The sequence below is a fragment of the Streptomyces sp. NPDC045778 genome (assembly GCF_056431945.1).
This window is the reverse complement of record NZ_JBWKJZ010000044.1, coordinates 27252-41601: the sequence shown is the minus strand read 5'-3', so window position 1 is coordinate 41601 and position 14350 is coordinate 27252. Positions and strand designations below refer to the sequence as shown.

Below are 14350 nucleotides of genomic sequence, written 5' to 3'. Positions count from 1 at the left end.
CACCGCGGAAATCCTGAGGCGGAACACGTTGACCGCGACGGCACGAGGAGACACCGATGGCGCTACCCGCCGCGTGGAACGTCCTGCGCGCGGCCGAGGGCTCCGATCTCGTACTGGCCTGCGACTTCCCCGCGACCAGCCGCCCGATCGCGACCTTCGCCGAGCTGAGCGGGCTGCTGACCACGGAGTACGGCTTCTGGGAGACCGCCCCGCCGTCGGCCGCCCCGCCGTCGGCCGCCCCGCCGTCGGCCGCCCCGCCGTCGGCCGCCCCGCCGTCGGCCGACGCGGCCGCCGGGCCGACCGGCGAGGATCAGATCGCCCGCTGGCTCGCCGACGTCCGTGCCGCCGGGCGCAGGGTGCACGCCGTCCTGGGCTTCTGCACCGGCGCTCTCTACGCCGGCGCGCTGGCCGAGCGCGTCGCCGCCTGGCAGGAGACGCCGCGGCTGATCCTTCTCGACCCCGAGCCCGCCCGGGCCGGGATGCTGGCCGATTTCTACGACACGCTGGTCAACCGGCGCCTTGCCGGCCTGCTCACCGCGGAGGAGAGCGCCGAGGCGGTCCGGCTGGCGCACGGGCTCGACGGGGGCGACGACTTGATGCTCCTCGCCGGGCAGTACGCCGCACTGGTCCGCACGGTGATCGGTCCCGCCTTCGCGCGGGCCGGCCTGCCGGAGGACCGCGTCGCGGAGTTCGCCGGTGTCTCGGCCGCCTACTTGTACTGGATCGCCGGGGCGGACGCCGTCGACGAGCGGGCGTGCTTGGCATCCGCCACCGCGGTCCACAGCGCGAGCCCGGACGTCGGCCTGCACCTGTACGCCCAGGCCGAGCGGACCGGTCTCGTCGCTCGCACGATCCACCTCGACGTGTCCCACGCCGAGCTGATGCGCGACGCCGGGACCGCCCGGGTGATCGACGACCTGCTGCGCGCCGGCACCGGCACCCCGCACGCGGCCTGACCCGAAGACGCGCGCCCCGGACCCGTGCACCGGACCGGCCGAGGCCGACCCTGACCCGCAGAACCGAAGGAGAACCGACGTGGACACCCCCGACCCCGGGCTGCCCGACCCCTTGCTCGACACCCTGACGACCCTGTGGCGGGAGCAGCTCGACCGCGAGGCCACCGGAAGCCCGGAGATCCGCCCGGACTCCAACTTCTTCGTCCTCGGCGGGCATTCGCTGCTCGGCATCGCCCTGCTCGCCCGCGTCGAGGAGCGCACCGGCCGCAAGCTGCGCCTGGCGGACCTCTTCAAGGCGCCGACACCCCTGCGGCTCGCCGAGCTGATGCGTGCCTCAGGTGACGTCCTCACCCTCTCCACCGAAGGGAACCCCCGATGAACTCCCTGGCGAAGCGCGCGCCGCTGCGCGAATTCCGCCCGGCCCACCTCCAGAGCAGCGTGCCGCTGGAGCAGGCCCTGCACACGGCCAACGCGGGCTTCATCGTGCACCGCAGCGGCCTCATCAAGTACGAGCACCGCGCCGAGGGCCTGGAGTTCGCCTCGGAGCTGGTGGAGCTGATCAACCCCGGGGACGTCGGCCACGTCTCGGTCTTCCTCTACGAGGAACTCTTCGGCACGCACAACCGGCTGCACTGGATCCTGCACCTGAAGCAGCCCAACGACTACGCGCGCCTGCTGGACAAGGTGGACCACGACAAGAAGTGGCGCGAGGTCACCGACCTCGACCGGCTGCCGACCAAGGGGGGCGGCGGCTGGGAGCGGATCTTCGTCGAGGGCAGCATCACCGAGACGATCATCTGCCCGCAGCACGGGGTCGGCCACGGCGACCACGGGCCCGGCGACACCTTCCAGCCCGCCGCGCGCTTCCAGACCCGGCTCCCGGCCGACCAGCTGCTGCACTCGGCCAACTCCGCGCTCACCCTGCACCGGGTGGCCCAGGCCCGCTACGCGGTCCGCGACGAGGCGCGCGCGTTCCTCTACGAGTGGGGCAACGCCGTCAACGACGCGCTGCCCGGCGAGGCGACCGCCTTCCTCTTCGAGGAGATGTGGGGCCGCCAGGACCGTCTGCACACCATGGTCCACCTGGAGTCGATGGACGCCTACGTCAAGCTCGACGACCTGCTCGAACAGAGCCCGGCGATGCGGGACCTGCTGTCACGCCAGTGGATTCCCGACTTCAAGGGCGGGGGCACCTGGGAGCAGCTGTTCGTCGACGGCAGCCTTTCGGAGACCCTCCTGGTCCCGAGCCACCGGGCCTGACCGGCAGACGGCCGCGGAGCGTGCGGAAGGGGCGGGCGCCGGCGCTTCGGGCCGGCGCCGGCCCCGCGGCGGCCGAGCCGAAATGGCTGCGTGCGTCCACGGCGTTCGAGGTACGTTGATGCAGGCGAGCCGGGGGATGACGGCGGGGGAGAGGTCCGAAGCCATGATCCCTCCAGCGCGCCCGTCCGTTGCTGTCGTCCGTCCCGCCAGGAGCCGCCGCTGTGCGGCCCGCGTGCACGCGTGGTGCGCCGGAGCGATACGGGCCGACAGCATCCGCAGCTCAAGAGGCATACCAAGGCAGACCCACCGTGTTCCTGACGATCAGCACGACCGGCACCCCTGAACGCCCCGCGACCGACCTCGGGTTCCTGCTGCACAAGCATCCCGGCAAGGCGCAGGCGTTCTCCACCTCCTACGGCCGCGCGCACGTCTTCTACCCGGAGGCGACCGAGGAGCGCTGCACGGCGGCGCTCCTGCTGGAGGTGGACCCGCTGGCGCTGGTGCGCCGCGGCAAGGGCGGCAAGGGCCGCGGCGGCGCCCCGGACGCGGCCCTCGCGCAGTACGTGAACGACCGTCCGTACGCCGCCTCTTCGCTGCTCGCCGTCGCGCTCAGCGCCGTGTTCTCCAGCGCCCTGCGCGGCGTGTGCAAGGCCCTCCCCGAACGCGCGGAGCAGCCGCTTCCGCTGCGCGCCGAGGTGCCCGCGCTGCCCGCGCGCGGCGGCCCCGACCTGGTGCGCGCCCTGTTCGAGCCGCTGGGCTGGGCGGTGCGCACCGAGCCGGTGCCGCTCGACGAGCGCTTCCCGGACTGGGGCGACTCGCGGTACGTGCGCCTGGTCCTCGACGCGCCGGACGGCACGCTCACGCTCAGCGAGGCGCTGCGCCACCTCTACGTCCTGCTTCCGGTGCTCGACGACGCCAAGCACTACTGGGTCTCGGCCGACGAGGTCGACAAGCTCCTGCGCGCCGGTGAGGGCTGGCTCGCGGAGCACCCGGAGCACAAGCTGATCACCAGCCGCTATCTGTCCCGCCGCTGGTCGCTCACGCGCGAGGCCATGGACCGCCTGGAGCTGGTCAGGCTCGCCGACGCGGACGACACGGACGTCACGGAGATCGACAACGCCGTGAGCGAGGACACCGAAACCGACACCGACACCCACACCGAAACCGACACCCACACCGACGCCGAGGAGCAGCCCGTGCCGCTCGCCGTGCGCCGCCGCGAGGCGATCCTCGCGGCCCTGGAGGCCGCGGGCGCGGCCCGGGTGCTCGACCTGGGCTGCGGACAGGGCCAGCTCGTGCAGGCGCTGCTCAAGGACACGCGGTTCACCAAGGTCGTGGGCGTCGACGTGTCGATGCGCGCGCTCACCGTGGCGGCGCGGCGGCTGAAGCTGGAGCGCATGGGCGAGCGCCAGGCGGAGCGCGTGGAGCTGTTCCAGGGCTCCCTCGCGTACACGGACAAGCGCCTGAAGGGGTACGACGCGGCCGTGCTCAGCGAGGTCGTCGAGCACGTCGACCTGGAGCGGCTGCCCGCCCTGGAGTACGCGGTGTTCGGCTCGGCCCGCCCCCGCACGGTCCTCGTGACGACGCCGAACGTGGAGTACAACGTGCGCTGGGAATCCCTCCCCGCGGGCCACGTCCGCCACGGTGACCACCGCTTCGAGTGGACCCGCGCGGAGTTCCGCCGGTGGGCCGAGTCCGTCGCGGGACAGCACGGCTACACCGTCGCGTTCGCGCCCGTCGGGCCGGACGACCCGGAGGTGGGCCCGCCCACGCAGATGGCGGTCTTCACCCGGGGCGAGCAGCCCGCGCGCACCGACCGGACCGCCCGCGACGACCAGGACCGCGCCACGGAGGTGACGGCGGCATGACCAGGACCCTTCCCGTCACCGACCTCTCCCTCGTCGTGCTCGTCGGCGCGTCGGGCTCCGGCAAGTCGACGTTCGCACGGCGGCACTTCAAGCCGACCGAGGTGATCTCGTCGGACTTCTGCCGCGGCCTGGTGGCCGACGACGAGAACGACCAGAGCGCGAGCCGTGACGCCTTCGACGTACTGCACTACATCGCGGGCAAGCGCCTCGCTGCGGGCCGCCGTACCGTCGTGGACGCCACCAGCGTGCAGAGCGAGAGCCGCAAGCAGCTGATCGAGCTGGCCAGACGGCACGACGTGCTGCCCATCGCCATCGTGCTCGACGTGCCCGAGGAGGTCTGCGCCGAGCGCAACGCGTCCCGGACCGACCGCGCCGACATGCCACGCCGCGTCATCCAGCGGCACATCCGCGAACTGAGGCGCTCCCTGCGGCAGTTGGAGCGCGAGGGCTTCCGCAAGGTGCACGTCCTCAGGAGCGTCGATGAGGTCGAGACGGCCACGGTCGTCACCGAGAGGCGCTTCAACGACCTCTCGCACCTCACCGGCCCGTTCGACATCGTCGGCGACGTCCACGGCTGCGCGCGCGAGCTGGAGTCCCTGCTCGCCGAGCTGGGGTACGTCGACGGCGTCCACCCCGAGGGCCGCACGGCCGTCTTCGTCGGCGACCTCGTCGACCGCGGCCCCGACACGCCGGGCGTCCTGCGCCGGGTCATGGGCATGGTCGCCGCGGGAACCGCCCTGTGCGTGCCCGGCAACCACGAGAACAAGCTCGGCCGCTACCTGAAGGGCCGCAAGGTCCAGCACACGCACGGCCTGGCCGAGACGGTTCAGCAGCTCGACCGGGAGAGCGAGGAGTTCCGCGCCCAGGTGCGGGAGTTCGTGGACGGGCTCGTCAGCCACTACGTCCTGGACGGCGGCGGGCTCGTGGTCTGCCACGCCGGGCTGCCCGAGCAGTACCACGGCCGCACCTCCGGCCGGGTCCGCTCGCACGCGCTGTACGGCGACACGACGGGCGAGACCGACGAGTTCGGCCTGCCCGTGCGCTACCCGTGGGCCGAGGAGTACCGCGGCAAGGCGGCCGTCGTCTACGGCCACACGCCCGTGCCCACGGCGACCTGGCTGAACAACACCATCTGCCTGGACACCGGCGCGGTCTTCGGCGGCAAGCTCACCGCGCTGCGCTGGCCCGAGCGCGAACTGGTCGACGTACCGGCCGAGAAGGTCTGGTACGAGCCGGCGAGGCCGCTGCGCACCGACGCGCCCGGCGGACACGACGGGCGCCCGCTCGACCTCGGTGACGTGCACGGCCGCAGGGCCGTGGAGACCCGGCACGCGGGGCGCGTGACCGTGCGCGAGGAGAACGCGGCGGCGGCCCTTGAGGTCATGAGCCGCTTCGCCGCCGACCCGCGTCTGGTGCCGTATCTGCCGCCGACCATGGCGCCGACGGCGACCTCACGGCGCGACGGCTACCTGGAGCACCCGGCGGAGGCCTTCGCGCAGTACGCGGCGGACGGCGTGGAGCGCGTCGTGTGCGAGGAGAAGCACATGGGCTCCCGCGCCGTGGTCCTGGTCTGCAAGGACGCGGACGCGGCCCGCGAGCGGTTCGGCGTCGACGGGCCCACGGGCTCGCTGTACACGCGCACCGGCCGGCCGTTCCTCGACGACGCGGCGCTGACCGAGGAGATCCTCGACCGGATACGGGCCGCCGTCGGCGCGGCCGGCCTGTGGAAGGACCTTGCCACCGACTGGCTGCTGCTCGACGCCGAGCTGCTGCCCTGGTCGCTGAAGGCCACGGGCCTGCTGCGCACCCAGTACGCCGCCGTGGGCGCGGCGTCCGGCGCGGTCTTCCCCGAAGCCCTGAACGCCCTGGAGGCGGCGGCCGGGCGAGGTGTCGACGTCGGCGACCTGCTCGACGCGCAGCGCGAACGGGCGGCGGACGCCGCCGCGTTCACCGACGCCTACCGCCGCTACTGCTGGCCGACCGACGGGCTCGACGGGGTGCACCTGGCGCCGTTCCAGATCCTCGCCGTCCAGGGCAGAAGCCTCGCCGCGCTGCCGCACGACGAGCAACTGGCCCTGCTCGACCGCATGGTGGAGCACGACGGCTCGGGCCTGCTGCGCACCACGCGCCGCCTGTACGTGGACACGGGCGACGAGGAGTCGGTGCGCGCGGGCGTCGACTGGTGGCTGGAGATGACCGGGCGCGGCGGCGAGGGCATGGTCGTCAAGCCCGTCGGCGCCCTGGTCCGCGACGGCAAGGGCCGCCTGGTCCAGCCGGGCATCAAGTGCCGCGGCCGGGAGTACCTGCGGATCATCTACGGACCGGAGTACACGCGTCCGGAGAACCTCGCCAAGCTGCGCGGCCGCTTCCTCGGCCACAAGCGCTCGCTCGCGATCCGCGAGTACGCGCTCGGCATCGAGGCCCTCGACCGGCTCGCGGACGGCGAGCCGCTGTGGCGGGTCCACGAAGCGGTGTTCGCGGTGCTCGCACTGGAATCGGAACCAGTGGATCCGCGTCTGTGACGTGCCGCGGCGCGCGTGGCACCGGTGTCCCGGCGGGCGTCCTGCCCGGCGGGACACCGGTGGGCCACCGGCGACCGGGCCGTCGGCGACGTGGCGCGTTGTGACGTGTTCCGGGCGCCTTCAACGCGTGTCCCGGCCGCGGAGAGGCGAGGATGGGGGCATGGGATTCCACGTCGACTCCGAGGCCGGGCGGCTGCGCCGCGTCATCCTGCACCGCCCGGACCTGGAGCTGAAGCGCCTGACCCCCACCAACAAGGACGCGTTGCTCTTCGACGACGTCCTGTGGGTGCGGCGGGCAAGACAGGAGCACGACGGCTTCGCCGACGTGCTGCGCGACCGGGGGGTGACGGTCCATCTCTTCGGTGACCTGCTCACCGAGGTGCTGAACGTGCCGGCGGCCCGGCAGCTCGTCCTGGACCGCGTCTTCGACGAGAAGGAGTACGGCCCGCTCGCCACCGACCACCTGCGCGCCACCTTCGAGGCGCTGCCGTCGGGGGAGCTGGCGGAGGCCCTGGTCGGCGGCATGACGAAGCGCGAGTACCTGGAGCGGCACCCGGAGCCCACGTCCGTGCGCTTCCACTGCATGGACCTGGACGACTTCCTGCTCGGCCCGCTGCCCAACCACCTCTTCACGCGCGACACCTCCGCGTGGATCTACGACGGCGTGTCGATCAACGCGATGCGCTGGCCCGCGCGGCAGCGCGAGACCGTCCACTTCGAGGCGATCTACCAGCACCACCCGCTCTTCCACGGCCAGGTCGGCCACGTCTGGTCGCAGGGGCAGGCCGACTACCCCTCCACCATCGAGGGCGGCGACGTCCTGGTGATCGGCAACGGCGCGGTCCTCATCGGCATGAGCGAGCGCACCAAGCCGCAGGCCGTCGAGATGCTCGCGCACAAGCTGTTCGCGGCCGGCTCCGCGCGCACCATCGTGGCGCTCGACATGCCCAAGCGCCGGGCCTTCATGCACCTGGACACGGTTATGACGATGGTCGACGGGGACACGTTCACGCAGTACGCGGGCCTCGGCATGCTGCGCTCGTACACCATCGAGCCGGGTGTCGACGAGCGTGAGCTGAAGGTCACCGACCATCCGCCGGAGCACATGCACCGGGCCATCGCGGCGGCCCTCGGCCTGGACCGCGTCCGGGTCCTGACCGCCACGCAGGACGTGCACGCGGCCGAGCGCGAGCAGTGGGACGACGGCTGCAACGTGCTCGCGGTCGAGCCTGGCGTCGTGGTCGCGTACGAGCGGAACGCGACGACCAACACGTATCTGCGCAAGCAGGGCATCGAAGTGATAGAGATCCCCGGCAGTGAGCTGGGGCGCGGCCGGGGCGGTCCGCGCTGCATGAGCTGCCCGGTGGAGCGTGACCCCGTGGGCGGCTGAACCCCAGGGGGTGCATAGATTTGTGGTTGGTCGTATAGACTTCCAGTATCACGCATTCGCACCCCAGGAGCGCCCCCATGGCGAACGGCTCGACCAGCCTTGACCTCACCGGCCGTCACTTCCTCAAGGAGGTGGACTTCACCGCCGAGGAGTTCCGAGGTCTGCTCGCCCTGGCCGCGGAGCTGAAGGCCGCGAAGCGGGAGGGGCGCGAGCGGCGGCGGCTGAGCGGCAAGAACATCGCCCTCGTCTTCGAGAAGTCCTCGACGCGCACCCGCTGTGCCTTCGAGGTGGCCGCCGCCGACCAGGGCGCGGCCACGACGTACATGGACCCCTCCGCCTCGCACATCGGCCAGAAGGAGTCCGCCAAGGACACCGCCCGCGTCCTCGGCCGGATGTTCGACGCGATCCAGTACCGGGGCGACGCCCAGGAGACGGCCGAGACGCTCGCCGCCCACGCGGGCGTGCCCGTGTACAACGGCCTGACCGACGTCTGGCACCCCACGCAGATGCTCGCCGACGTCCTCACGATGACCGAGCACTGCGCCGAGCCCCTGGAGCGGATCGCGTTCGCCTACCTCGGCGACGCCCGCTTCAACATGGGCAACTCCTACCTGGTCACCGGCGCCCTGCTCGGCATGGACGTACGGATCGTCGCGCCCGAGGCGTACTGGCCGGCGCCGCACGTGGTCGCCCGGGCGCGGCGGCTCGCCGAGAGCAGCGGCGCCCGGATCACGCTCACGGATGAGGTCACCGAGGGCGTCGCGGGCGCGGACTTCGTCGCCACCGACGTCTGGCTGTCCATGGGGGAGCCCGCCGAGGTCTGGGACGAGCGCATCCGCTCCCTTACGCCGTACGCCGTGACGATGGACGTCCTGCGCGCCACCGGCAACCCGGACGTGCGCTTCCTGCACTGCCTCCCGGCCTTCCACGACCTGGAGACGACACTGGGCCGCGCCCTGTGCGAGCGGCACGGCCTGAGCTGGCTGGAGGTCAGCGACGAGGTCTTCGAGTCCCCCCACTCGGTCGTCTTCGACGAGGCGGAGAACCGCCTCCACACCATCAAGGCGGTCCTGGTGGCGACCCTGGCGGGCGGGGGCCTCCGCTAGGGCGCGGCCGTCAGTCTGAACCAGACCGCCTTGCCCGAGGCGGTCGGGCGGTGGCCGCAGGCCGAGCTGAGGGTGCGGATGAGGAGGAGGCCCCGGCCGTGCTCCTGCCAGGGGTCGACCTCGCAGCCGGGGGCGGGGTCGGAGAGGTCGCCGGGTGGCGTGGGGTTGGAGTCGCGCACCTCCACCTGGCACTGCGTCGGCAGCAGCTCGATGAGCAGCTCTATCGGCGCGTGCCCGGGCGCGTGCTCCACCGCGTTGGCCACCAGCTCCGCCGTGAGCAGCTCCGCCGTGTCCGTGTCCGCCGTGGAGCCGATGTCGGTGAGCGCCGTGCGGACCAGGGCGCGCGCGATCGGCACGGCGGCCACCGTGTGCGGCAGCGCGATGCGCCAGCTGGCGGGGGAGTGCGGTTCGGGCAAGTGTGGGTCCGTTCGGCGAGCAGGTGGTCCGGCGCGGTCCTGCTTTCAACCGTACGAATCCTAAGCCGAGGGGCGCCAGGGTCCTCGGTCGGGCCGTTGCCGGACCGTCGGCCCCCCTTCCGAGGCCTCCCCGGGTGGCCGATATCGCGCACTCGTGACGACGGTCATGGAACGGTGATAACTTCGAAGAGGGAACGCGTCCGAGCACGAGCCCGGCCGCGACGCGCCACAGCTCACCCCGTCGCACTCCGCCGAGGAGGCCGCACGTCATGAGTCCCTTCACCGGCTCCGCAGCCCCCACCCCCGAGTGGGAGCATCTGCGCCTGACCGTCGACGAGGGCGTCGCCACCGTCACGCTCGCCCGCCCCGACAAGCTCAACGCGCTCACCTTCGGTGCCTACGCCGACCTGCGCGACCTGCTCGCCGAGCTGTCCCGTACGCGATCCGTGCGCGCCCTCGTGCTCGCGGGGGAGGGCCGCGGCTTCTGCTCGGGCGGTGACGTGGACGAGATCATCGGCGCCACCCTCGCCATGGACACCGCCCAGCTGCTCGACTTCAACCGCATGACCGGGCAGGTCGTGCGGGCCCTGCGCGAGTGCCCCTTCCCGGCGGTCGCCGCCGTGCACGGGGTCGCCGCGGGGGCCGGCGCGGTGCTCGCGCTCGCGGCGGACTTCCGGGTCGCGGACCCCTCGGCGCGGTTCGCGTTCCTGTTCACCCGGGTCGGCCTGTCCGGCGGCGACATGGGCGCCGCGTATCTGCTGCCGCGCGTGGTCGGGCTCGGGCACGCCACCCGCCTGCTGATGCTCGGCGAGCCGGTGCGCGCCCCCGAGGCCGAGCGGATCGGGCTGCTCAGCGAGCTGACCGACGAGGGCAAGGCCGACGAGGCCGCCGCCGCCCTCGCCCGCCGCCTCGCCGATGGCCCCGCCCTCGCGTACGCGCAGACGAAGGCCCTGCTCACCGCCGAACTCGACATGCCGCTCGCGGCCTCCGTCGAGCTGGACGCGGCGACCCAGGCGCTGCTCATGAACGGCGAGGACTACGCCGAGTTCCACGCCGCCTTCACCGCCAAGCGCGCCCCGAAGTGGCGGGGGCGGTGACCGTGCGCGCCACGCCCGCCGCGGCCCCCGCCGTCCGCCGCGCGGCCGTCGTCGGCGGCGGCCCCGGCGGCCTGTACGCCGCCGCCCTGCTCAAGCGCCTCGACCCGGCGCGCGAGGTCACGGTCTGGGAGAAGAACGCCCCGGACGACACCTTCGGCTTCGGCGTGGTCCTCTCCGACGAGACGCTCGGCGGCATCGAGCACGCCGACCCGGTGGTCTACGCGGCCCTGCGGGAGCGCTTCGTACGCTGGGACGACATCGACATCGTGCACCGCGGCACCCGGCACACCTCCGGCGGCCACGGCTTCGCGGCGCTCGGCCGCCGCGCGCTGCTCGCCGTGCTCCACGAGCGCTGCCGCGACCTGGGCGTGGACCTGCGCTTTCGCACCGAGGCCCCGCCCGCCGCCGAGCTTGCGGCGGCGTACGACCTGGTGATCGCCGCGGACGGGGTGCACAGCCGGACCCGGGAGGCGCACGCGGACGTCTTCCGCCCCTCGGTCACCAGCCACCGCTGCCGCTACATATGGCTGGCCGCCGACTTCGCCTTCGACGCCTTCCGCTTCGAGATCGCCGAGACCGAGCACGGCGTGATGCAGCTGCACGGCTATCCGTTCTCGGCGGACGAGTCCACCGTGATCATCGAGATGCGCGAGGAGGTCTGGCGGGCCGCGGGTTTCGCGGACGCCGAGGTGGGCGAGTCCGTCGACCGCTGCGCCAAGGTCTTCGCGGACGCCCTGCACGGCCGCGGACTGCGCTCCAACAACTCGTCCTGGCTGACCTTCCGCACGGTCGTCAACGACCGCTGGTCGCACGGCAACACGGTGCTGCTCGGCGACGCGGCGCACACCGCGCACTTCTCCATCGGCTCCGGTACGAAGCTGGCCGTCGAGGACGCGCTCGCCCTCGCGGCCTGCCTCCAGGAGCAGCCGGACGTGCCGCGCGCGCTCGCGGCGTACGAGGCCGAGCGCCGCCCGGTCGTGGCGTCCACGCAGCGCGCCGCGCGGGCCAGCCTCCAGTGGTTCGAGGAGCTTGACCTCTACCTCGGCCAGCCGCCCCGGCAGTTCGCGTTCAACCTGCTCACCCGCAGCCGCCGCGTCACCCACGACAACCTGCGCCTGCGCGACGAGCGGTTCACGACCGCCGTGGAGCGGGACTTCGGCTGCCCCGAGGGCACGCCGCCCATGTTCACCCCCTTCACCCTCGGCGGCCTCACCCTGCGCAACCGCGTCGTCGTCTCCCCGATGGACATGTACTCCGCCCGGGACGGCGTCCCCGGCGACTTCCACCTGGTGCACCTGGGCGCGCGGGCCCTCGGCGGGGCGGGCCTCGTCATGACCGAGATGGTGTGCGTGAGCGAGCGGGGCCGCATCACCCCCGGCTGCGCCGGGCTCTACACCGACGAGCAGGCCGAGGCCTGGGCGCGCGTCGCGGACTTCGTGCACACCCAGGCGCCCGGCACCGCGCTCGGGGTGCAGCTGGGGCACGCGGGCCGCAAGGGCTCCACCAAGCTCATGTGGGAGGGCATGGACGAGCCCCTGGAGGAGGGAAACTGGCCCCTGGTGGCCCCCTCCGCGCTGCCGTACACCTCACGCAGCCAGGTCCCGCACGAGCTTCGGGCCGACGAACTCCCCGCCCTGCGTGACGAGTTCGTCGCCGCCGCCCGCCGTGCGGCGCGCAGCGGCTTCGACCTCCTGGAACTCCACTGCGCGCACGGCTACTTGCTCTCCGGCTTCCTGTCCCCGCTCACCAACCACCGCACGGACGCGTACGGCGGCTCCCTGGAGGCCCGGCTCCGCTTCCCCCTGGAGGTCTTCGACGCGGTGCGCGAGGCGTGGCCGTCCGAGAGGCCCATGACGGTCCGCGTCTCCGCCACGGACTGGGCCCCGGGCGGCACGACGGCCGACGACGCCGTGGCGTTCGCCCGGGCCTTCGCGGCTCACGGCGCCGACGCGATCGACGTCTCCACCGGCCAGGTGGTCTCCGACGAGGCCCCCGCGTACGGCCGCTCGTACCAGACCCCGTACGCGGACCGGATCCGCAACGAGACCGGCATCCCCGTGATCGCGGTCGGCGCCATCTCGTCCTGGGACGACGTCAACTCCCTCATCCTGGCCGGCCGCACCGACCTCTGCGCCCTGGCCCGCCCGCACCTCTACGACCCCCACTGGACCCTCCACGCGGCGGCCGAGCAGAACTACCAGGGCCCCGCGGCCCCCTGGCCCCACCCCTACCGCGCCGGAAGCCGCCGCCCTCAAACAGGCCGCACGGACGCCCCGAAACCGCGGCTGAGCCTCGACACCGCATGATGCCCTCGCGCTTCCCGGCGCGGGCGGTGCGGGCAGTGCGTGCGAAATCAAAGCTGGGGGCGCACAGTTCTGTTGAGCTCCCTCGAGTGCTCCCTACGCTTCGAGCAATGGTGTTGTCTCGAAAGCGATCCGGTTGATTGCCTTGCAGGCCTTGCGAGTGGCGTGCATACACTCGCGGCACCGGTGCCGTTGCCGCAACCGGAAAGGGGCGGGTAATGAACACACCCAATACGTGGAGTGCGACCACCTGGCGAGAGAAGCAAGGGGTGGCCGCGTCGACTGCGATAGTGAGAATAACCCTGGGCCAAGAGAGCCACACGGTTGTTTCCCGGTGGACCATGTGGCGCGACACGGTAGAAGTGGACGGTCGACTGGTGGAGTCGTCCGTGAACGGGGTCGCCGGAACGCACAGGTTCTTCATCACCGACAGCGAAAGGGAACTCCCCGCTTCCGTCGAGGTCGCGCAGGTCGATTTCCATTACGAGATCCGCCGGGTGGAAGTCGGCGGTTATCCGATTCCCCTGGCGGACTACGGAAAGAATCCGCCTCGCTTCGGCTGAGGTTCCTGCCCGGACGGCAGAGCGGTTCTCCCGCGCCTTGTCAGCGAAGACTGTCGCCGACCGCGGCGAATTCCGCTCCGGCCCGGTGGAGCCGGTCGTGCAGGCCCTGGAAGACCTCCGCCGAGCGCGTCCCCGGCCAGTTCGCCGGGAGGAGGTCCGGGGGCAGGCCCGGGTCGACGTACGGGAGGTGGCGCCAGGTGTCGAGGGCCAGGAGGTAGTCGCGGTAGGCCTGTTGCGGGGGTGTGTCGGGGCGGGTCTGCCAGGCGCGCAGGGTCGGGCCGTGGCGGTCGAGGAAGGCCTCGTGCTGCTTGGCGATGGCGGAGAGGTCCCACCAGCGCGCCACCGCCTCGGCGGTCGGGGTGAAGCCCAGGTGCTCGCCCCGGAAGAGGTCGACGTACGCCGTGAGGCCGAGGCGCTCCAGGGTGTGCCGGGTCTCGTCGTACAGGCGGGCGGGGGCGATCCACACGCCCGGCGCGGCCGTGCCGAAGCCGAGGCCGGCCAGGCGTGAGCGGAGCACGTGGCGCTTGTTGCGCTCCGCCTCCGGGACGGAGAACACGGCGAGGACCCAGCCGCCCTCGCGGCGCCCGCCCGCGGCCGGGTAGATGCGGCGGTCGCCGTCGTCGAGGAGTTGCCGCGCCTCCGCGGACAGCTCGTACCCCGCCGCCCCGCCGGACGTGCGCGCGGGCACGAGGAGCCCGCGCCGCTTGAGGCGGGACACCGACGAGCGGACGGACGGCGCGTCGACGCCCACCGGCGCGAGGAGACGGACGAGTTCGGCGACCGCGACGGGGCCGGGCGCGGCCCGGCCGTACGCTCCGTAGAACGTGACGATCAGGGACCTGGGGGCGTGTTGCTCGGACACGTGATCA

The 14350-nt window shown here is 72.8% G+C and carries 12 protein-coding genes; 10 read left to right on the top strand and 2 right to left on the bottom strand.

What is annotated here, in order from left to right; all coding sequences use genetic code 11:
* Positions 1-56 precede the first annotated feature (56 nt).
* The 7 genes from AC07GB_RS35935 to argF all read left to right on the top strand — a co-directional run bounded on the left by AC07GB_RS35935 (position 57) and on the right by argF (position 9102).
* Positions 57-956, top strand: a complete 900-nt coding sequence (locus tag AC07GB_RS35935) for a hypothetical protein (RefSeq protein WP_478853055.1) — start codon at positions 57-59, stop codon at positions 954-956.
* Positions 957-1035: 79 nt separating this feature from the next.
* The gene (locus tag AC07GB_RS35930; protein ID WP_478853053.1) at positions 1036-1335 is read left to right on the top strand and encodes an acyl carrier protein; all 300 of its coding nucleotides are present in this window, start codon (positions 1036-1038) and stop codon (positions 1333-1335) included.
* Positions 1332-2216, top strand: a complete 885-nt coding sequence (locus AC07GB_RS35925; RefSeq protein ID WP_478853051.1) for a DUF6039 family protein — start codon at positions 1332-1334, stop codon at positions 2214-2216. Before AC07GB_RS35930 ends, AC07GB_RS35925 begins: the two co-directional genes overlap by 4 nt.
* A 308-nt stretch (positions 2217-2524) precedes the next feature.
* Positions 2525-4084, top strand: a complete 1560-nt coding sequence (locus AC07GB_RS35920) for a 3' terminal RNA ribose 2'-O-methyltransferase Hen1 (RefSeq protein ID WP_478853049.1) — start codon at positions 2525-2527, stop codon at positions 4082-4084.
* The gene (locus AC07GB_RS35915; protein ID WP_478853047.1) at positions 4081-6606 is read left to right on the top strand and encodes a polynucleotide kinase-phosphatase; all 2526 of its coding nucleotides are present in this window, start codon (positions 4081-4083) and stop codon (positions 6604-6606) included. Before AC07GB_RS35920 ends, AC07GB_RS35915 begins: the two co-directional genes overlap by 4 nt.
* A gap of 160 nt (positions 6607-6766) precedes the next feature.
* Positions 6767-7996 (top strand): arginine deiminase, encoded by a 1230-nt coding sequence (locus AC07GB_RS35910; protein WP_478853045.1) that lies wholly within the window; start codon positions 6767-6769, stop codon positions 7994-7996.
* A 77-nt stretch (positions 7997-8073) separates the two neighbouring features.
* Positions 8074-9102, top strand: a complete 1029-nt coding sequence (gene argF, locus AC07GB_RS35905) for an ornithine carbamoyltransferase (protein WP_478853043.1) — start codon at positions 8074-8076, stop codon at positions 9100-9102.
* Here argF and AC07GB_RS35900 read toward each other — a convergent pair.
* A complete protein-coding gene (locus AC07GB_RS35900; protein ID WP_478853041.1) occupies positions 9099-9518 on the bottom strand; it encodes an ATP-binding protein in 420 nt (139 codons plus the stop codon). The genes argF and AC07GB_RS35900 overlap by 4 nt on opposite strands.
* A gap of 269 nt (positions 9519-9787) precedes the next feature.
* Here AC07GB_RS35900 and AC07GB_RS35895 point away from each other — a divergent pair, with 269 nt between their 5' ends.
* From AC07GB_RS35895 to AC07GB_RS35885, 3 genes are all read left to right on the top strand, one after another.
* Complete coding sequence (locus tag AC07GB_RS35895) at positions 9788-10615, top strand: enoyl-CoA hydratase family protein (RefSeq protein WP_478853039.1); 828 nt, start codon at positions 9788-9790, stop codon at positions 10613-10615.
* Positions 10600-12921: a bifunctional salicylyl-CoA 5-hydroxylase/oxidoreductase gene (locus AC07GB_RS35890; protein WP_478853037.1), complete on the top strand. Its 2322-nt coding sequence runs from the start codon at positions 10600-10602 to the stop codon at positions 12919-12921. Before AC07GB_RS35895 ends, AC07GB_RS35890 begins: the two co-directional genes overlap by 16 nt.
* 215 nt (positions 12922-13136) lie before the next feature.
* Positions 13137-13481 carry a hypothetical protein gene (locus tag AC07GB_RS35885; RefSeq protein ID WP_478853035.1) on the top strand — a complete coding sequence of 115 codons (345 nt, stop codon included), beginning with the start codon at positions 13137-13139 and terminating at the stop codon, positions 13479-13481.
* Between the two features lie 40 nt (positions 13482-13521).
* Here AC07GB_RS35885 and AC07GB_RS35880 read toward each other — a convergent pair whose 3' ends face one another.
* Positions 13522-14343 (bottom strand): PaaX family transcriptional regulator, encoded by an 822-nt coding sequence (locus AC07GB_RS35880; RefSeq protein WP_478853033.1) that lies wholly within the window; start codon positions 14341-14343, stop codon positions 13522-13524.
* Positions 14344-14350 lie beyond the last annotated feature (7 nt).